The organism is Novosphingobium gossypii (assembly GCF_050433305.1).
Classification (GTDB): domain Bacteria; phylum Pseudomonadota; class Alphaproteobacteria; order Sphingomonadales; family Sphingomonadaceae; genus Novosphingobium; species Novosphingobium gossypii.
The window spans coordinates 91,239-109,049 of record NZ_JBNPXM010000004.1 but is presented as its reverse complement, the minus strand read 5'-3'; the positions used below and the strand labels follow the sequence as shown (position 1 = coordinate 109,049).

Annotated in this window: 14 protein-coding genes and 1 riboswitch; of the genes, 6 read left to right on the top strand and 8 right to left on the bottom strand. The window is 64.4% G+C overall.

Translation table 11 applies throughout. The features are described from left to right. Nucleotides 1–81: 81 nt before the first annotated feature. From GGR40_RS09925 to GGR40_RS09895, 7 genes are all read right to left on the bottom strand, one after another. Nucleotides 82–1,635: an alpha-N-arabinofuranosidase gene (locus tag GGR40_RS09925; RefSeq protein ID WP_429276074.1), complete on the bottom strand. Its 1,554-nt coding sequence runs from the start codon at nucleotides 1,633–1,635 to the stop codon at nucleotides 82–84. 50 nt (nucleotides 1,636–1,685) lie between these two features. Beyond that, nucleotides 1,686–2,522, bottom strand: a complete 837-nt coding sequence (gene kduI / locus GGR40_RS09920) for a 5-dehydro-4-deoxy-D-glucuronate isomerase (RefSeq protein ID WP_429276073.1) — start codon at nucleotides 2,520–2,522, stop codon at nucleotides 1,686–1,688. A gap of 172 nt (nucleotides 2,523–2,694) precedes the next feature. Further along, a complete protein-coding gene (locus GGR40_RS09915; protein ID WP_429276072.1) occupies nucleotides 2,695–3,192 on the bottom strand; it encodes a methylated-DNA--[protein]-cysteine S-methyltransferase in 498 nt (165 codons plus the stop codon). Between the two features lie 31 nt (nucleotides 3,193–3,223). Continuing rightward, nucleotides 3,224–3,616 (bottom strand): SMU1112c/YaeR family gloxylase I-like metalloprotein, encoded by a 393-nt coding sequence (gene gloA2 / locus GGR40_RS09910; protein ID WP_429276250.1) that lies wholly within the window; start codon nucleotides 3,614–3,616, stop codon nucleotides 3,224–3,226. 2 nt (nucleotides 3,617–3,618) lie between these two features. After that, complete coding sequence (gene pnuC / locus GGR40_RS09905; RefSeq protein WP_429276071.1) at nucleotides 3,619–4,176, bottom strand: nicotinamide riboside transporter PnuC; 558 nt, start codon at nucleotides 4,174–4,176, stop codon at nucleotides 3,619–3,621. After that, nucleotides 4,176–5,315 carry a phosphotransferase enzyme family protein gene (locus GGR40_RS09900; protein WP_429276070.1) on the bottom strand — a complete coding sequence of 380 codons (1,140 nt, stop codon included), beginning with the start codon at nucleotides 5,313–5,315 and terminating at the stop codon, nucleotides 4,176–4,178. Before GGR40_RS09900 ends, pnuC begins: the two co-directional genes overlap by 1 nt. Continuing rightward, nucleotides 5,315–7,558 carry a TonB-dependent receptor gene (locus GGR40_RS09895; RefSeq protein ID WP_429276069.1) on the bottom strand — a complete coding sequence of 748 codons (2,244 nt, stop codon included), beginning with the start codon at nucleotides 7,556–7,558 and terminating at the stop codon, nucleotides 5,315–5,317. The genes GGR40_RS09900 and GGR40_RS09895 overlap by 1 nt, the downstream gene beginning before the upstream one ends. Before the next feature lie 90 nt (nucleotides 7,559–7,648). Further along, a riboswitch (TPP riboswitch) is annotated at nucleotides 7,649–7,758 on the bottom strand. Nucleotides 7,759–8,173: 415 nt separating this feature from the next. Between GGR40_RS09895 and GGR40_RS09890 the strand changes: the two genes are divergently transcribed. Continuing rightward, entirely contained in the window at nucleotides 8,174–8,953 is a 780-nt protein-coding gene (locus tag GGR40_RS09890) for a sugar transferase (RefSeq protein WP_429276068.1), read from the top strand. A gap of 22 nt (nucleotides 8,954–8,975) precedes the next feature. On the opposite strand, the gene GGR40_RS09885 is transcribed toward GGR40_RS09890, so the two are convergent. Then, nucleotides 8,976–9,851 (bottom strand): LysR family transcriptional regulator, encoded by an 876-nt coding sequence (locus tag GGR40_RS09885; RefSeq protein ID WP_429276067.1) that lies wholly within the window; start codon nucleotides 9,849–9,851, stop codon nucleotides 8,976–8,978. A 114-nt stretch (nucleotides 9,852–9,965) separates the two neighbouring features. Here GGR40_RS09885 and GGR40_RS09880 point away from each other — a divergent pair, with 114 nt between their 5' ends. The 5 genes from GGR40_RS09880 (at nucleotide 9,966) to GGR40_RS09860 (ending at nucleotide 17,810) form a co-directional block, all read left to right on the top strand. Continuing rightward, nucleotides 9,966–11,480: an acetyl-CoA hydrolase/transferase family protein gene (locus GGR40_RS09880; RefSeq protein ID WP_429276066.1), complete on the top strand. Its 1,515-nt coding sequence runs from the start codon at nucleotides 9,966–9,968 to the stop codon at nucleotides 11,478–11,480. Nucleotides 11,481–11,616: 136 nt separating this feature from the next. Beyond that, nucleotides 11,617–12,240 carry a TetR/AcrR family transcriptional regulator gene (locus GGR40_RS09875; RefSeq protein ID WP_429276065.1) on the top strand — a complete coding sequence of 208 codons (624 nt, stop codon included), beginning with the start codon at nucleotides 11,617–11,619 and terminating at the stop codon, nucleotides 12,238–12,240. A gap of 502 nt (nucleotides 12,241–12,742) precedes the next feature. Next, entirely contained in the window at nucleotides 12,743–13,123 is a 381-nt protein-coding gene (locus tag GGR40_RS09870; protein WP_429276064.1) for a hypothetical protein, read from the top strand. Then, a complete protein-coding gene (locus GGR40_RS09865) occupies nucleotides 13,120–14,388 on the top strand; it encodes an efflux RND transporter periplasmic adaptor subunit (protein ID WP_429276063.1) in 1,269 nt (422 codons plus the stop codon). Before GGR40_RS09870 ends, GGR40_RS09865 begins: the two co-directional genes overlap by 4 nt. Before the next feature lie 239 nt (nucleotides 14,389–14,627). Beyond that, nucleotides 14,628–17,810, top strand: a complete 3,183-nt coding sequence (locus tag GGR40_RS09860; RefSeq protein WP_429276062.1) for an efflux RND transporter permease subunit — start codon at nucleotides 14,628–14,630, stop codon at nucleotides 17,808–17,810. Nucleotide 17,811 lies beyond the last annotated feature (1 nt).

The window sequence follows — 17,811 nt, the reverse complement described above, 5'->3', positions numbered from 1 at the left end:
GCGCTTTGCCGAAAGATCCAGGAGCTGGTTGCGCCGGACGCGCCACGGATGGAGGGCGCCCGGCGCTTCAGTTTGCCTGCGTCAGCGCACGTCCAGCATGACCACCGACTTGGCCGGCAGGGTCACCGTCAGTACGCCCGAAGCCAGCACCGCTCCGGTGAACGCAACTGGCTTCACCACGTCAGGCGCTTCGAAGGTGTTATGCGCATCGATCGCCTGCGCCGTCAGCACCCGCCCCTGGACCGCGCTTCCGGAAACCCCGTCGAGGCGCACGGTGACAGTGCGTTCCCGATGCGGATCGACGTTCGTCAGGCCGACATGGAGCACGCCGCGTGGATCGCGCACCGCGCTGGCGCTGACCGCGCGCAGGGTCCATTCGTCCTTGTTGTACCAGTCCGACTGCACATCGACGGGCAGGACTGTCGCGTCCTGATAATCCTTGTACATGTCGAAGACCCAGTATGTCGGCGTCTTCACCATGCGGGCGCCGTCGGTCAGCAGCATGGCCTGCAGCACGTTCACCATCTGCGCGATGTTGGCCCCGCGCAGGCGATCGGTATGCCGGGCGAAGACGTCGAAGTTCAGACTGGTGACGAGCGCGTCGCGCAGGCTGTTCTGCTGGTAGAGGAACCCCGGGTTGGTGCCCGGCTCCACATCGTACCATGTGCCCCATTCATCGACGAGGAGCGCGACCCGCTTGGCCGGATCGTACTTGTCCATCACCTTGGCGTGATCGGTGATGATCGATTCCATGCGCATGGTCTTGGCCAAGGTGCGCGCCCACGCGTTTTCGTCGAAGCCGGTGGCGGCGCCCTTTGCCTTCCAGTCGCCGGGTATGGTGTAGTAATGTACGCCGATCCCGTCGATCTTGTCGCCGGCATCCCGCATCATCACTTCGGTCCAGTTGAGGTCACCGGAGTTCGCGCCGCTGGCGATCTTCATCAGCTTCTGGCCGCCCGGGAGCTTGACGAAAGAGCCATACTGCCGCGTCAGTGCTGCCGCATGTTCCGGCTTCATGTCGCCGCCGCAGCCCCACAGCTCGTTGCCAAGGCCGAACATAGTCAGCTTCCACGGCGTCTTGCGCCCGTTCGCGCCGCGCTCCTGCGCCAGGCTGGAGCCGGTGGGCGAGGTCATGTATTCGACCCACTCCGCCATCTCATACGGCGGCGCCGAGCCTAGGTTGCCGGACACGTAGGGTTCTGCGCCGACCAGCTCGGAATAGTTCATGAACTCATGCGTGCCGAAGGCATTGTTCTCCGTCACGCCGCCCCAGTGCGTGTTGATCTTGACCTTGCGCTTCGCCTGCGGGCCGATACCTTCACGCCAGTGGTATTCGTCGGCAAAGCATCCGCCCGGCCAGCGGATTACCGGTACGCGGATCGCCTTCAGGGCATCGATCACATCCTTGCGGTATCCATCGACATTCGGGATCTTGCTGTTCCGACCCACCCAGATGCCGGAATAGATGCCGCTGCCAAGATGCTCGGCAAACTGGCCGAAGATGCGCTTGTCAAACGTGGGCGCAGGCTTGTCCGCATGGACCACCACAGAAGGCGCGTCCTCCACCTCGACGCTGGTCTGGGCGCTGACCGGCACCGCCAGCGCCAGCGCAAGTGCACTCATCACAATCCGCATAATTCGCTCTCCCTCAATCGTGCACGTTATTCTTTGTGAGTGCCGCCGTTTTATTGCAGCTGGCAGACGTCGAGCACGTTCATGTCCTCGTAGTCGAGGTTTTCCCCCGCCATCGCCCAGATGAAGGTGTAGTTCCTCGTCCCCGCCCCCATATGCACTGACCACGGCGGAGAGATCACCACCTCTTCGTTCTCCATGACGATGTGCCGCAAGGCGTCGGGCTGCCCCATGTAATGGAACACCCGATCGTCATCTTCGAGATCGAAATAGAGGTAGATCTCCGAACGCCGTTCGTGGACGTGCGGCGGCATGGTGTTCCACACGCTTCCCGGCTGAAGCTGGGTCAGCCCCAGGCACAGCGAAGCGCTCTGGCAGGTATGGGGAAGGATCAACTGGTAGATCGTGCGTTCGTTGGACCCGGCAAGGTCGCCGCGCTGCATCACGTTGGCATCAGCCATACCGACCTTGCGCAGGGGATACGCCTTGTGCGCCGGAACGCTCAGCAGGTAGAACCGCGCGCCTTCCCCTGCAAATGCGACATCGTTTGCCCCCATGGGAACATAAAGCGCCTCGTACTTCGCGAGGGTCGTCACGGTTCCATCGACGGTCACCGTGCCTTCGCCCCCGCCGATGTTGACCACGCCCAGTTCGCGCCTTTCCAACAGGGAATGGCCGGCTGCGCTGGCTGGTTCGGCATGGGGTGGCAGCGCCAGCACGCCGGCCCCGGGCACTGCGCCCCCGATGATGAAGCGTTCGCCGTGGGAATACGTCAGCACGATCTCACCATCACGGAACAGGCCCGAAACGAGATGCCGGTCGCGCAGGTCTTCGTTGCTGGCGCCGTCCATCATGTCAGGGTGCGTGGCGTAGTAGGTCTTCTCGAACACGCTCGGGTCTCCCTCCGGCTTTGGCGAGGCTGATCATCGCTTCCGCTCCTACGGCTGTACCGCATTGAGGAGAGTTATCATACATGTTGGAACGCCGTGTCAATCGGCTGAGCGCCGCCCGCGTGGATTCCTGCTGTTGGCGTGATGGCGGCATTAGTAGATCGGCCTTATGTCATAGCATCAGTGGCTGACCGTCTTCCATGGCCAGCAGCCAGGCCTTCGCCTCCATCCCGCCGGCAAAGCCGGTAAGACTGCCGTTCCTGCCGATCACGCGGTGGCAAGGGGCGATGATGGAGATGGGGTTGCGCCCGTTCGCCGCGCCGACTGCGCGGCTGCTGCTCGGACTGCCGAGCGCGCGGGCGATCTCGCCATAGCTGCGCGTTTCGCCGAAGGGGATTTCCAGCAGCGCTGCCCAGACGCTGCGCTGAAAGGCGGTGCCTCGGAAATCCAGCGGCAGATCGAAGCTGCGGCGGGTGCCGACGAAATACTCGCACAGCTGGGTTTCGGTGGCGACCAGCACCGGATGATCCGCGTCCGCCACTTCCGACAGGGGAACGCGCCCGGGCCGGTCGTTCTCCCACAGCACCGCCACCAGCCCCACATCCCCGCCGATGAGGCTCAACCGGCCTACGGGCGATGTCATCGTGCGGCGGTATAGCGGCTGTTCCATCGCCGCCTCCTCCACCGCGCAACGCCGCCTGTCAATCCGGCTGCGGGCGCTCGTAAAGCTCCAGCGGCAGGCCGTCGGGATCGGCGAAGAAGGTGAAGCGGCCGCCGGTATGCTGGTCCACCCGGATCGGCTCACAGGCGACGCCATGCGCCAGAAGGTGCGCCACGGCGGAGTCGATGTCGGCGACGGCGAATGCCAGGTGGCGCAGGCCAGCCGCCTCGGGCCAGGAAGGTCGCGCTGCCGGATCAGGGAACGAGAACAGCTCCAGTTGCACGTCGCCCACCTGCAGGTCGCACTTCCACGATTGCCGCTGCTCCCGATAGACCTCGTTCAACACGGGCAGGCCGAGGATCTCGGCGTAGAACAGGCGCGATACGGCATAATCGGTACAGATCAGCGCGACATGGTGGACCGCCGAAAACATCGTCATGCGCGCATAGCCTTTCGCCAGCGCCGATAACCGATCACCGCCAGCACGATCATCGCCGCATAGAGACCCGCCGTGGGCAGCAGGCCCTTGTACAGGAACATGCCCACGTAGACGATGTCCACTGCGATCCACAACAGCCAGCTGGCCACCTGCCGCCGGGCCGTCCAGTATTGGGCGACAAGGCTGAAGCTGCTCAGCATGGCATCCATCCACGGCAGCGCGGCGTCGGTGTAACGGCTGGTCAGCCAGCCGATCGCCAGACCGCCAAGTGCCCCAGCGCCAAGCCCTGCGGCGGCATGGGCTACCGGCAGCGACCTCACCACGACTTCACCGCTATCGTCCTGCCCGCGCTTCCACGCGATCCAGCCGTAGAGGATCGCCGCGCCGAACAACGCCTGCAGCACCATGTCGGAATAGAGGCGCACGTTCATGAACAGCTGAAAATAAAGCGCGCAGGCGAGCAGATTGACCGGCCAACACAGCATCCGGCGCCGGGCCGTCAGCCAGATGCCGAGGAAACTGACGGCGACCGCGAAGATCTCCAGCGCCGACATCACAGCCCCGCCCCCTTCGCCACCTGCTTCAGGAACGCGCGGCCCGGTGCCGAAACGAACCACTCAGCATGACCCACCAGATAGTCCCGCCAAGCCATCATGGCCTGCGCATCGTCTTCCAGCACGCCTGCAAAATAGTCGACCTCCGACAGCGCAAACTCGACGTGGACCAGCGGCAGCAACCGCACCACCGTGTCGATCTGCATGGCGGTCAGCGGCGCTACCGACACGTAGCCACCAAGGATGGCGAGCGCGGCAGCCACATCGCCATGCATGTCGCCACCGTCCAGCAGGTCGAGCCATGGAATGGCGCTGCGCTCGATCGCGATGGCCAGATCGTGCAGCGCGCAGGTCTGCGTTGCCAGCCCGAAGTCGAACACCGTGCTGACCCCGCCATTCGCCGACCACAGCAGGTTGGATGGATGCCAGTCGTTATGCGTCCAGAGCGGAGGCTCACCGGCCAGCCGCTCCGCCAGCCCCTGCCCGAGCGCGGTGAACAGGGTTCCCAGTTCCGCTCGCCAGCGCCGACCAGCCAGGAACCGGGCAAGCGCCGGTCGGGCGGCGACGTAGGCGTCCACCGCCGCCATAGGATCGTGCGCAGGCACAATCGTGAAGCCGGACACCAGCGGATGCGGCCCGCGCGCCGGAGCGGCAAAGCCCTTCGCCGCATGATGCAGCCTCGCCAGCGCCGCGCCAGCCTCATGCGCGTGCGCCATGGAGAGAAACGGCGTCCAGGATTGCCGGTCGCGATAGATATCTGCGCCGGGCGACCGGCGATGGATCTCGTATGTCCCGTCGTCCAGCACCACCGCCCCCGACCCGTCGTGCGTGGTGAGCACCTCCGGAACCGGCGCTCCCGCCGCCCGCAGGTGCGCGATGAAGGCGTGCTCCTCGATCAGGGCGCTGGGCGTGCGCAGCCGACGATGATGCCGCTTTACCAGGAACTCGCCGTTGTCCGTCGCCACGATGGCCGCGGCGGAGAATGGCCGGGGCGAATGCCAGCGAACCCCCGCCAGTCGCCCCGCCGCCGGAAACTGCGACAGGATCGCCGCAGCCTCGGGCTCGGTGATCGCCGGCCAGGTCGGCGTTTCCAGTGCCGTGCCCATGCCATGCACCAGATGGACCGCACGCTCCTCCATCAGAACGCGCGCGACAGGGTCGCCACGAAGGCCCGCCCGCTGCCAATGTAGTATGTCGGCGCGGCCCCTGCGATGACGGTGCCGTTGCGGCCCACTGTATCCAGCGCGTTGCTGCCGATCGTCTGCACACCCGAAAGCACGCGCGGGTTGGTCACGTTGATCGCGTTGAGCCGCAGGTCCATGCGCTGCGCGTCGATCAGCCCCGCCAGATGCACGCCGATTGCAAGGTCCAGCGTCGCGTAGCCCTTGATGCTCTCATCGTTCATGAAGGTGGAATACTGGCGTCCCACGTACTTGAGCGCGGTGCTGCCGAACAGCCGGCCATCATCGTAAGTCGTGCCCAGCGCGAACTGGAACTTTGGGCTGGCGACCGCGCGCTTGCCCCTGGTCGGCAGGTAATCCCCGTCCACCGGCAGGTCATCGTTCAGCCGGGCATGCAGATACTCTCCTGAGACATAGATGCTCATGCCCTTTGCCGGGCGATAATCGATCTCTCCATCAAGGCCGTAGGACGTCTGGCTGCCCGCATTGATCGTCGAATTCACCAGCGCGCCGCCGTTGTCGATTACCGTCGCCACCTGCCGGTTGCGGAAGTGGTAATGGAACGCGGTCAGCGAGAACGACAGGCTTGGCCCGATGTAGCGATAGCCCAGTTCCTGCGACACCGAATATTCGTTCTTGAGCGCAGTCGTGCCGCGGCTGACAACCTCGCCGCCGTAATAGCCATCGTACAGCGTGAATTCGGAGGGCGCACGGAAGCTGGTCGCGATGTTGGCGAACAGCTGCTGCCGGTCATCCAGCTGAAAGTGCACGGCGGCGCGCGGCAGGGCGGCGAAACTGTCGAACCGCACGCGCGATTGCGGGCCCGGCAGATAATTGCGCCCGTTGCGCAGCACGCTCACGCCCTTGAAGCCCAGATCCAGCCCCAGCCGGGGCGTCAGCGCGATGCTGTCGGCCACGAAGAAGCCCTTGTTGACGATCACCGTGCGGAAGTTCTCATAGGCCAGCAACCGCCCGTCGGCGGTGCGGATCGCCTTGTCCTGATAACCCCAGGTATCGACCGGACGGCCCCGGTCGTCGATGGACGTGTAGGATTGCGTCACCCGATCGGTACCCCGATCGAACCACAGCCCCGCCGTCAGCGTGTGTGCGCCCGCCCGCAGCGTCAGCTTGCTGACGTCGCCCATGCGCACCTGCTTGCCGGTCCAGTTACCCAGCACCGTAGCAACGCCATCGACGGCACCCGGCAGCGATACCGCCTGGGTGAGTTCCTCCGTCCCCAGATAGTTGCCCGTGGTGGTCAGCTGCGTTCCGTAAGGCGAGTTGCCGTGGCCGAACTGGAGGTAGGCCGTGCTGTCGAACGTCAGCCGGTCATTCAGCTTGAGATGCACCGGCGCGGCGAAATAGATGTTGCGGAACGGGCTGCGGTACAGGCGCCAGTAACTGGTGCTGCCGGGGGTGTAGCGGCGGTCGTAGTTGAACCCCCGACCGGACGCATTCCAGTCTGCCAGCGTCGGGCTGGGATAGGACGATGTGCTGGCATCGTTGTACGACACCGCGATGCTGGCGCGGTTGCCGTCGCCCCATTCGCGCAGCAGCTTGGCGTCCACATGCTGGCGCTTGTCGTACCCGGCACCGCGCCAGTTGTCAGCGCGGTTGTTGGAATAGGAGACGAAGGCCTTCAAGCCGGTTGCCCCGATCGTTCCGCTGTCCAGCCGTACGAAGACGCGTCGTTCGTCATACGAACCTGCCGACAGGTTCACCAGCGCGCCGCTTTCGGGGCGTGGATCGTCCAGGGTCAGCGACAGAAGGCCGCCGGTGGCGCCGACGACGGGCGAATCGATGTCCACCGACCCCTGCGCCAGCGTCACCTGCCGCACGTTCTCGGCGTCGGCGAACTGCGACGGGTATGCCACGTAGTAGCCAATGTCGTTCTGCGGCGCTCCTTCCATGAGCACGCCGATCGCGTCCTGCCCCATGCCCCGCATCGTCAGGCTGGACGTTGCGGAAAGGCCATAAGGATCGCTGGTCGAGACATTGGCGCCCGGCAGCAGGTTCACCAGCTGATATGCGTTCAGCGTCGGCGCCTGCTTGGTGATGAAATCGGCGGAGATGGCGCTGACCGCCTTGGGCGCGGTCTGGTCGGGCAGCAGGCCCTCAGGGTCTGGATGACCGATAACCTGAATATCGGTGCCGCCGTCGTTCTCCGCGTCCGCTGCCCACGCCGGCGATCCAAGCAGCATGAGCGGGACTGCCAGAGCAGTTGTGCCGGCAATAGAGAACTTGGCCATCATAACGTCGCGTCCACTCCAATCGGAGGGCAACGGAAACAATGGATCGCCGCTGGCCCTCCCTACGCCGGTGTCAACCGGATCAGGTTCAGCGGGTCGTGGTCTGCTGACCACCTCTCAGCCGCGCATCAGCGGCCCCCCGGGGGTGCGGCCGTCTAGGACGTTCGGCACCGACTGAAAAGCATTAAAAGAAGAGGTGCGGATTTCGCTGTGACAAGAACTCTTAACCACGATTCGGTCGATCGAGTTGAACATTCGACGAGCAATCGATTGCACTTCGTCCCTGTATGGACCAAAGCATCATGGTAAATGATCCAAATCGAACGATTAAAATTACGAACTATCCGCAACGGAGCAAACATCGGAGACAAAGTACCGAGCATTTTGCCGAATCGGATAACGCACGCTTGTCGAAATCGATCACATTTGATTGTAATCGGACTAAATAGTCATGCCGCATTGCAGCAAGGCCTTATTGACCGCCCCTTAACTTCTATTACCATGCCGTAAACCAAAACATGCCGCAGAAATCCTAGAGATTGCACTTGGTTCAGGTGGGTAGGTTCAATGGAAGCTCTTTCGACGCAGTATCGCGACACGGTGAGAACTGGCCCGGCCATCCCGCTTACCGTCTATGAAAATCCGGCGGCTTACCCGTTCCGAAATCCGGAGCCGGAAACCACCGCCGCCCCGCCCCTTCCCTTGCCCAGCATCGCAGAAGCTGCTCTTGTGCAGCCGCAAACGGCCTTGGGGCGCACGTTCGATGTGATGATGGCGTTTCTGGCAGCGCTCGTCTTCCTGCCGTTTCTCATCCTCACGGCCATCGCCATCAAGATTTCGACGCCGGGGCCGGCGCTGTTCGTCCAGCGGCGCGTTGGCCGGGACGGAAAGCTGTTTCCCTGCCTGAAATTCCGCACCATGGTGGTCAATTCGCAGGAAGTCCTTGCGGAACTGCTGGCCAGCAGCCCCGAAGCGCGCACCGAATGGGATCGCGATCAGAAACTGCGCCGCGACCCGCGCATCACGCCGCTGGGCCACATCCTGCGCAAGAGCAGCCTCGACGAACTGCCGCAGCTGTTCAACATCCTTGCCGGCCACATGAGCATCGTCGGCCCGCGCCCCATCGTGGAAGCGGAGATACCGCGCTACGGTGACAGGTTCGCGTTCTACTGCTCGGTAAGGCCGGGCCTGACCGGGTTGTGGCAGGTCAGCGGGCGCAACGACGTGTCTTACGAAACCCGCGTGCGCCTGGACGCCTTTTACGCCATGCGCAAATCGACGGCCTATGACTTTGCCATCTGCCTGCGTACGGTTCCAGCGGTGCTGTCTTCGCGCGGAGTGTTCTAAGGCCGACGAAGATCGCGGCGGATCATGCCGCCCCGACGGGGAACTCCGCGACAAGGAAGTCCATGACAACCTGCGCGCGCATCGGCATCCGTATCCCGCGAAAGGCGGTAGCCACGTAGATGGGCAAAGGCGCAATGGCGGCAGTCGGCAGCACTTGCTGCATCAGCCCGCGCGCCAGATCGTCGGCCACCTGGATTGCCGGTAACAGGCCGATACCAAGCCCACCCCGCACTGCCCGGAGCACAGCTTCGCTGCTGTTGGCGCGCAGGAAGCCTGTCACGCGCAATTCCCTGCCGCCGATGACCCACGGCTCGGGGCGGGCGCCGTATCCATAGACCAGACATTGGTGCGTCATCAGATCATCCGCATTCTCGGGATCACCGTGGCGCGCAAGGTAATCGGGCGCAGCGACCAAGACACGCGGTACGGATCCCAGCGCAATACCATGCCCGGCGTCCGCATCGCCCACCTGTAGCCACAAATCCAGGCCGCCCCCTGCCGCCGCTTCGCGCCAATCCGCGACCAGGAACTCCACTGTCAGGTCCGGGTGCCCCACGCGCAGGGTTTCCAGCCGCTGTGCATAATGCAGGCCCAGTGCCGTAGTCACTCCGACGCGCACAAGGCCACGGGCGGCAACTTCACCTGCAAGGTCCGCCTCCGCTATACCCACCTGATCCAGGATCGCCACGGCATGTTCCAGCAGCCTTTCGCCGTCGCGGGTCAAAGTCTGGCGGCGGGTGGTGCGCTGAAACAGGCGGATGCCGAAATGGTCCTCCAGATCGCCGATGGCGCGTGATATGGTGGTGTGGCTAAGGTTCTGGCGCCGCCCCAATGCGGAGAAGCTGCCTTCCTCGGCAAGGCGGACGAACAGGCGCAGTGATCTCATCAGGTCGCTCATCTGAACGCATATAGCACAAGTGATGTGCTGAATTGAGCTATTGTGTTCATCGACGCACGGATCGAAGAACGTGCTACAGCGCCCAGAAGGCTGCGAGACAATGAGAGGCCATTCATGACAGACCGTATCGCCCGCCCCGACCTGCGTTCGAAGGTCATGTCCGCAAGCGACGCCGCCGCGCTCATCCGCCACGGCCAGACCGTGGGCATGAGCGGCTTCACCGGCTCCGGCTATCCCAAGGCGGTGCCGATGGCGCTGGCCGAACGGATCGAAGCGGAACATGCTGCGGGGCGCGCAATGCGGGTGAAAGTATGGACCGGCGCTTCCACCGGGCCCGAGCTTGACGGTGCGCTGGCGAAGGCAGACGGCATCGAACTGCGCCTGCCCTACAACTCCGACCCCATCGCGAGAGAACGCATCAACAAGGGCGAGATGGATTATCTCGACATGCATCTGTCGCAGGTGGCGCCGATGGCCTGGCAGGGGTTCCTCGGCCCGCTTGACGTGGCGGTGGTGGAAGTCACGGCGATCCGGCCCGACGGTTCGCTGGTGCCGTCGTCGTCGGTGGGCAACAACAAGACCTGGCTGGACCGCGCCGAAGCCGTAATCCTTGAAGTCAATTCGTGGCAGAACCCGGCGCTGGAAGGGGTGCATGACATCTACTACGGCACTGCCCTGCCGCCGCACCGCGTACCGATCCCCCTGGTTCGCCCCGACGATCGCATCGGACAGGATACGCTTCAGTGCGATCCCGCCAAGATCGTCGCCATCGTCGAGACCGACGCGCCCGACCGCAACCTGCCTTTCACCGCGCCGGATGACAGCGCGCTGCAGATCGCCGACCACATCATCGAGTTCCTGTCTCACGAAGTAGTCAAGGGGCGCCTGCCGGCATCGTTGCTGCCGATCCAGTCGGGCGTGGGCAACATCGCCAATGCGGTGCTGACCGGCCTGGTCAAGGGGCCGTTCGACGACCTGACCGCCTACACCGAAGTCATCCAGGACGGGATGCTGGACCTGATCGACGCCGGCAAGCTGCGCATGGCATCGGCCACCGCCTTCTCGCTTTCGCCGGAGGCTGCAGAGCGCATCAACGCCGAAATGGAACGCTATCGCAGCCGGATGATCCTGCGCCCGCAGGAAATCTCGAACCATCCCGAACTGATCCGCCGCCTGGGCTGCATAGCGATGAACGGGCTGATCGAGGCGGACATCTACGGCAACGTCAATTCCACATGTGTAATGGGCAGCCGCATCCAGAATGGCATCGGCGGCTCGGGCGACTTTGCCCGGAACGCCTATGTCTCGATCTTCATGACGCCGTCCACGGCCAAGGGCGGCGCGATTTCCGCCATCGTGCCTCAGGCGGCGCACGTCGATCATATCATGCAGGACGTGGCGGTGCTCGTCACCGAGCAGGGCCTGGCGGATTTGCGCGGCCTGACGCCCCGCAAGCGGGCTGCATTGGTCATCGAGAACTGCGCGCACCCGATCTATCGCGACGCCCTGCGCGATTATTATGACCGTGCGTACCATGGCTCTTATGGTCGCCATGCACCTTCGTTGCCGGCGGAGGCGCTTTCGTGGCACCAGCGCTTCATCGATACCGGCACGATGCTGCCGGGGTGATGAGGCTGACGCGGGTTCAGGGTGACGACAGGAAGCAAAGGTTACAACGCTTTCAACCATGACCCGCAAAGCTCACCAAAATGACAGTTCGGTCACACTGGACTCTGCCGGACCCCAAACCTATATACCGCCCGGTATGAAATGTTCGGCACCCTCCGTGGGCCCCACTGGATCCCGGGGCCGTCCCCGCGAATTCGATCCTGACGAGGCCCTTGCAGCCGCGCTGCGGGTGTTCTGGAGCCGCGGCTATGAAGGCGCATCGCTGGCAGAGTTGACGGACGCGATGGGCATCACCAAGCCCAGCCTTTATGCCTGCTTCGGGAACAAGGAAGCGCTCTTCAAGAAGGCGCTGGACCTCTACGAGCGCGACAAGCTGGCCTACATGGGTAAGGCGTTGGAAGCACCTACGGCCCGCGGCGTGGCCGAACGTCTGCTGAGCGGCGCGCTGGCGACTCATTGCGGCAAGAGCGATCCCCATGGCTGTCTTGGCGTGATCAGCACTGTCGCCTGCTCGACCGAGGCGGATTCGATCCGCGCGGATGTCATCAAGCGCCGTGCTTCGTCGGAAGCGGCGGTGATCAAGCGCTTCGAACAGGCTCGCGAAGAAGGCGATCTGCCGGACGCGGTATGCCCCACCAAGCTGGCCGGCTGCCTTACCACGGTGCTTCAGGGCCTTTCGGTAAAAGCCCAAAGCGGTGCGGAACCTGAAGAACTGCAGGGCAGCGTCGACACTTTCCTAGCGATGTGGCCGGGGCGCTGAAGCAGACCGCACCTTCCCCGTAGAGGAAGGGCGGCCGATAGCGTCGCGGCTGACATGCCGCATTTTTCGCGCCGGCGAAAAAATTTCGTTCAACCGGCATTCACCCTCTTGAAAACCTTTCCCGAGGGCTAATCTACCGGTCGGTACAGAAACCTGCTTGACGTTACTCTCACCTGAATATATACCGTCTGGTATAGAAACGAACCGCCCGAATCGCCTCCCCCCGGCCTCGGGTATTTCCCCAACCGACCGGTCCTGACCGGCCGCCAGACAACTGCAGGCCCACCATCCTTCACTAGGGGGCGGTTTGCAGTTCGATGACTCACAACCGGCTTCTGCCGACGACTGGACATACGCATGTCCGGCGCCGGGAGAGCCTTGTCCCCGAACCCTTCCGGCTGCCCCGAGCCGGAGGCCGCCCCGGTGCGCACCCTTTCCCCCTGTCCCGGGGTGTGCGCCGGGGCACATCCCCACTCGCCCTTCTTACGCAGGAGCAACGGACATGGCCTTCATCGACTTCACCGATGCAGCGTTGCAGGCGCTGCCGATTTCATTGTCTCACCCGGTCGATGCGCTGACCCTGATGGAGCGGCGGATCGTCGCTCTGGCGCGTAACGACGGGATGCAGTCCCTGAAAACGCAGCGCAAGCGGGGCTGGCTGGCGCGCCTGATCCTAGGCCCGACGCCGCCTTCGCCGATGCTTGCCAACGAGCGGCTCGAAGCGCTGCGCCGGCTGTCCGTGCGCGCCTGGCACCATGGTTATACCCTGCCGGTCTCGGCGCTGAAGGAGGCCCGCGACGCTGGTTACTCCGAGGCCAAGATCGGTGCCGTCATCGACACCATCGGGCGAAATCGCCCCCCTTTCCGGAGTATCGCCGCGTGACAGTCGCGACCAAACTCGAGATTCCTGCCGAATATGCGTCCAGCGATCAGACCTTGCAGCAGCGCACCGGCTCGCGGCGCGCCCAGATCGCCATCGGCGCGCTGGTGCTCGTCGCCGTTGCCGGGCTGAGCTGGAAATTCCTGGGCGGCACCGAACCCGCCGCCGCACTGCCGCCGCCATCGGTCGTGCAGGTCGCCCATCCGCTGGTGCGCGAAGTGACCGAGTGGGACGACTACGTGGGCCGCTTCGCACCGAGCAAGACCGTGGAGGTACGCCCGCGGGTGTCCGGCGCGGTAACGCAGGTACTGTTCAGGGACGGCGACTATGTTCAGGCCGGACAGGCGCTGTTCGTGGTCGATCCGCGCCCCTACCGCGCGTCTCTGGCCGAGGCGCAGGCAGATGCCGCATCGGCCAGCGCCACGCTTGCCCTTGCCCGCTCCGATTATGCCCGCGTCGCCGGACTGAAGGGCGACGAGGCGATGGCAGCCAGCGAAGTCGACAACCTGCGCTCGCGCGTGCGCGCCGCAGAAGCCGCACTGGCCGCCGCACAGGCACGGGTGCGTTCGCGCAGTCTGGATGTGGAATTCGCCACCGTGCGCGCGCCGATCTCGGGCCGCGTATCGGATCGCCGCGTGGATGCAGGTAACCTCGTCTCGGGCGATGCCGGAGCGAATGCCACCCTGCTGACCACCATCAACGCCGTCAGCCCGATCTACTTCACGTTCGACGCTTCTGAATCGCTGTTCCTCAAGGCGCAGCGCGACAAGGCCAAGGGCGCTGCCCCCGACGTGGAAGTGCGCCTTCAGGACGAGGCGGACTATCGCTGGAAGGGCAAGCTGGACTTCACCGACAACGGGTTGAACGCCAGTTCCGGCACCATCCGCGTCCGCGCCAGCCTCGAAAACAAGGACGGCTTCCTGACGCCCGGAATGTTCGGCAACATGCGCCTCGCCAACGGCGGCACCGTCAAAGCCACGCTGGTACCCGACGCCGCCGTACGCTCCGACCAGACCCGCAAGGTGGTCATGGTCGTCGGCAAGGACCGCACCGTTGCCGCCAAGCCGGTGCAGGTCGGGCCGCTGGTGGATGACCTTCGCGTCATCCGCTCGGGCCTCGATGCGGGCGATACCGTGATCGTCTCCAATTATCAGGCTGCGATCCCCGGCACCAAGGTCACCACCAAGATTGGCCGCATCCAGCCGGGCAAGGTGGAAACCGCTCCCGCGCCTGCAGAGCCGGCTGCGGCGCAGGCGACGTTCAACTGAGATGACCTGATGCCCCTTTCCTTCCGGGAAGGGGGCTGGGGTGGGGCACGCATAATCTCCCGGCCCTCACCGGCGATGTTCCACCCCCGGTCACGCTGACGGTTCCAATCCCCCAAAGCGGGGAGTGGACCAGCACACCCGTTCCTACTTTTCGCGCCAACCGGCGCGCCGGATCGCCAGGTTGCGGACGTATGCTCGCATCCCCGGTCCGATGCGCGCCTATAAGGGGCACTCTCCCAATGCGACTTTCCCGCTTCTTCATCGACCGCCCGATCTTCGCGGGCGTCGTCGCGGTGATCATCACCATCGTCGGCGCCATCGCATTCATCGGCCTGCCGGTGAGCCAGTACCCGGACATCGTCCCTCCCACCGTCACGGTCAACGCGCAGTATCCCGGCGCGTCTGCCGAGACCGTCGCCGACACCGTCGCCGCTCCGATCGAGCAGGAGATCAACGGCGTCGACGACATGCTCTACATGGATTCGCAGTCGACCGGCGACGGCAAAGTGACGATCACCGTCACCTTCAAGATCGGCACCGACCTCGATGCCGCACAGGTTCTGGTCCAGAACCGCGTCGCCATCGCCGAACCACGCCTGCCTGAAGCGGTGCGGTCTATGGGCGTCGTCACCAAGAAGGCGTCTCCGGACTTCCTGATGGTGGTCAACCTTCAGTCGCCGAACGGCACGTATGACCGCGATTACATTTCCAATTACGCGTTGACGCAAGTCAAGGATCGCCTCGCCCGTCTGGATGGCGTGGGCGACGTGCAGACTTTCGGTGCGCGCGACTATGGCATGCGCATCTGGATCGATCCGGGCCGCGCGGCGCAGCTGAACCTGACCGCCGGTGAAATCGTCGCCGCGCTGCGCGCGCAGAACGTGCAGATTTCCGCAGGCTCCATCGGGGCACCGCCGTTCGACAAGGGCAACGCCTACCAGGTCGGCGTGGAGGCGCAGGGTCGCCTGACCGATCCGCAGCAGTTCGCCGACATCATCGTGCGCACCGACGCCGACGGCCATCAGGTCCGCGTGCGCGACGTCGCCCGCGTGGAACTGGGCGCGCAGGACTACACCACCAACACCTATCTCTCGGGCAACCCCACCGTCGTCATGGCGGTGATGCAGCGCCCCGGCTCCAACGCGCTGGAAACGGCCAAGCTGGTGCGTGCAGAGATGGACGCGATGCAGGCCAAGTTCCCCAAGGGCCTGGAATATTCCGTCATCTACAACCCCACCGAGTTCATCGGCCAGTCGATCGACGCGGTCTATCACACGCTGTTCGAGGCGGTGATCCTCGTTGTGCTCGTCATCCTGGTGTTCCTGCAGAACTGGCGCGCCGCGATCATTCCGATCCTGGCGATCCCGGTTTCGCTGGTCGGCACCGCGATCATGCTGATGGCGGTGGGCTACTCGCTCAACAACCTCTCGCTGTTCGGCCTCGTGCTCGCCATCGGCATCGTCGTCGATGACGCGATCGTCGTGGTCGAAAACGTGGAGCGCTATATCGAGGAGGGCCTGACCCCGCTCGAAGCCGCCCGCCGTTCGATGGACGAAGTGTCCGGCGCGCTGGTTGCGATCGTGCTGGTGCTCTGCGCGGTCTTCGTGCCGACGCTGTTCATCACCGGCATCTCGGGCGCGTTCTACAAGCAGTTCGCGGTGACGATCTCCACCGCCACCGTGATCTCGCTGGTCCTTTCGCTGACGCTCTCGCCGGCGATGGCGGCGCTCCTGCTCAAGCACAAGGAACGGGTCGGGCCTAACGCCTCGCGCTGGCGCCGTGTGCTCCAGTCTGGTGCGGACAAGTTCAACCACGGCTTCGACCGCATGAGCGACGGCTATGCCCGCCTGACCACCCGCCTCGTCAAGGCGCCGCTGCGGATGATGGCGACTTATGCCGCCCTCATCGCGGGCACCGTGGGCCTGTTCTGGGCCACGCCCACCGGCTTCATCCCGCAGCAGGATCAGGGCTACTTCCTGGCCGCCGCATTCCTGCCCTCCGGCTCATCGCTGGAACGCACGGACGAGGTGACGCGCGACATCGCCAAGCGTCTGCTGCCGATCAAGGGCATTCGCGGCGCAGTGATGTTCGCAGGGTTCCACGGCCCTTCGCGCACGGCATCGCCGGATTCGGCGGCAATCTACTTCCCGTACAAGAGCTTCGAAGAACGCAAGAAGCTGGGCGTTACCGGGGCGCAGATCATGCAGCAGGCGCAGGACGCGCTGGAGGGCTACGACAAGGCCATGGTCCTCGTCATTCCGCCGCCGACCATCAACGGCATCGTCCCCCCGGGCGGCTACCGCATGATCGTGGAGGACAACGAAGGGCGCGGCTACACCCAGCTGGCACAGGCTGCGGGCGGGCTGCTCGGCAAGGCCAACCAGCAGAAGGATCTGAGCCAGGTGTATACCCTGTTCAACCAGGACACCCCGCGCGTGTTCGCCGACATCGACCGCCGCAAGGCCGACATGCTGGGCATCCCCCCTGAGCGCGTGTTCGAAACGCTGCAGGTCTACCTCGGTTCGGCCTACGTCAACGACTTCAACCTGCTGGGCCGTACCTTCCGCGTGACCGCGCAGGCCGATCAGGGCAGCCGCGGTTCCATCGCCGACCTTGCCAACCTGAAGACCCGTTCCAACAGCGGCGCGATGGTGCCGATCGGTTCGGTCGCGACCTTCCAGGACAAGACCGGTCCTTACCGTGTGGTGCGCTACAACCTGCACCCGGCGGTGGAAGTCGACGGCAGCGTGGCGCCCGGCTTCTCGACCGGTCAGGCCCTCTCCACCATGGAGAAGGTCGCGGATGAGACGTTGCCTTCGGGCTACAGCTACGAATGGACCGGCATCGCCTATCAGCAGGTGACTGCAGGCAATACGGCAGCGATCGTCTTCGGCATGGCGGTGGTGTTCGTGTTCCTCGTGCTGGCCGCCCAGTATGAAAGCCTGACCCTGCCGCTGGCCATCGTGCTGATCGTGCCGATGTGTCTCTTCGCGGCCATGGCAGGTGTGAACCTGCGCGGCATGGACAACAACATCCTCACCCAGATCGGCCTTGTCGTGCTGATCGCGCTGGCCGCCAAGAACGCGATCCTCGTGGTCGAATTCGCCAAGCAGGCCGAAGAGGAACAGGGCATGGGCATCGTCGAGGCCGCCGTCTACGCCGCCAAGACCCGCCTGCGCCCGATCCTGATGACCAGCTTCGCGTTCATCCTGGGCGCGGTGCCGCTGGTGATCGCGCAAGGCGCGGGTGCCGAACTGCGGCAGGCGCTGGGCACTGCGGTGTTCTTCGGGATGACCGGCGTCACCGCCTTCGGCCTGCTGTTCACGCCCACGTTCTACGTGGTGTGCCGGCGGCTGGCGGAAAAGCTGCGTCGCCGCCCGCGCCCGCCCCATGCCGATCTCCACGCGGTACCGGCTGAATAAG

Excerpts from the sequence above, each read along its gene's own strand:
- GGR40_RS09925 (WP_429276074.1), bottom strand. The coding sequence starts at position 1,635 with ATGCGGATTGTGATGAGTGCACTTGCGCTGGCGCTGGCGGTGCCGGTC.
- GGR40_RS09915 (WP_429276072.1), bottom strand. The coding sequence starts at position 3,192 with ATGGAACAGCCGCTATACCGCCGCACGATGACATCGCCCGTAGGCCGG.
- gloA2 (WP_429276250.1), bottom strand. The coding sequence starts at position 3,616 with ATGTTTTCGGCGGTCCACCATGTCGCGCTGATCTGTACCGATTATGCC.
- pnuC (WP_429276071.1), bottom strand. The coding sequence starts at position 4,176 with ATGTCGGCGCTGGAGATCTTCGCGGTCGCCGTCAGTTTCCTCGGCATC.
- GGR40_RS09900 (WP_429276070.1), bottom strand. The coding sequence starts at position 5,315 with ATGGAGGAGCGTGCGGTCCATCTGGTGCATGGCATGGGCACGGCACTG.
- GGR40_RS09895 (WP_429276069.1), bottom strand. The coding sequence starts at position 7,558 with ATGCTGCTTGGATCGCCGGCGTGGGCAGCGGACGCGGAGAACGACGGC.
- GGR40_RS09890 (WP_429276068.1), top strand. The coding sequence starts at position 8,174 with ATGGAAGCTCTTTCGACGCAGTATCGCGACACGGTGAGAACTGGCCCG.
- GGR40_RS09885 (WP_429276067.1), bottom strand. The coding sequence starts at position 9,851 with ATGAGCGACCTGATGAGATCACTGCGCCTGTTCGTCCGCCTTGCCGAG.
- GGR40_RS09880 (WP_429276066.1), top strand. The coding sequence starts at position 9,966 with ATGACAGACCGTATCGCCCGCCCCGACCTGCGTTCGAAGGTCATGTCC.
- GGR40_RS09875 (WP_429276065.1), top strand. The coding sequence starts at position 11,617 with ATGAAATGTTCGGCACCCTCCGTGGGCCCCACTGGATCCCGGGGCCGT.
- GGR40_RS09870 (WP_429276064.1), top strand. The coding sequence starts at position 12,743 with ATGGCCTTCATCGACTTCACCGATGCAGCGTTGCAGGCGCTGCCGATT.
- GGR40_RS09860 (WP_429276062.1), top strand. The coding sequence starts at position 14,628 with ATGCGACTTTCCCGCTTCTTCATCGACCGCCCGATCTTCGCGGGCGTC.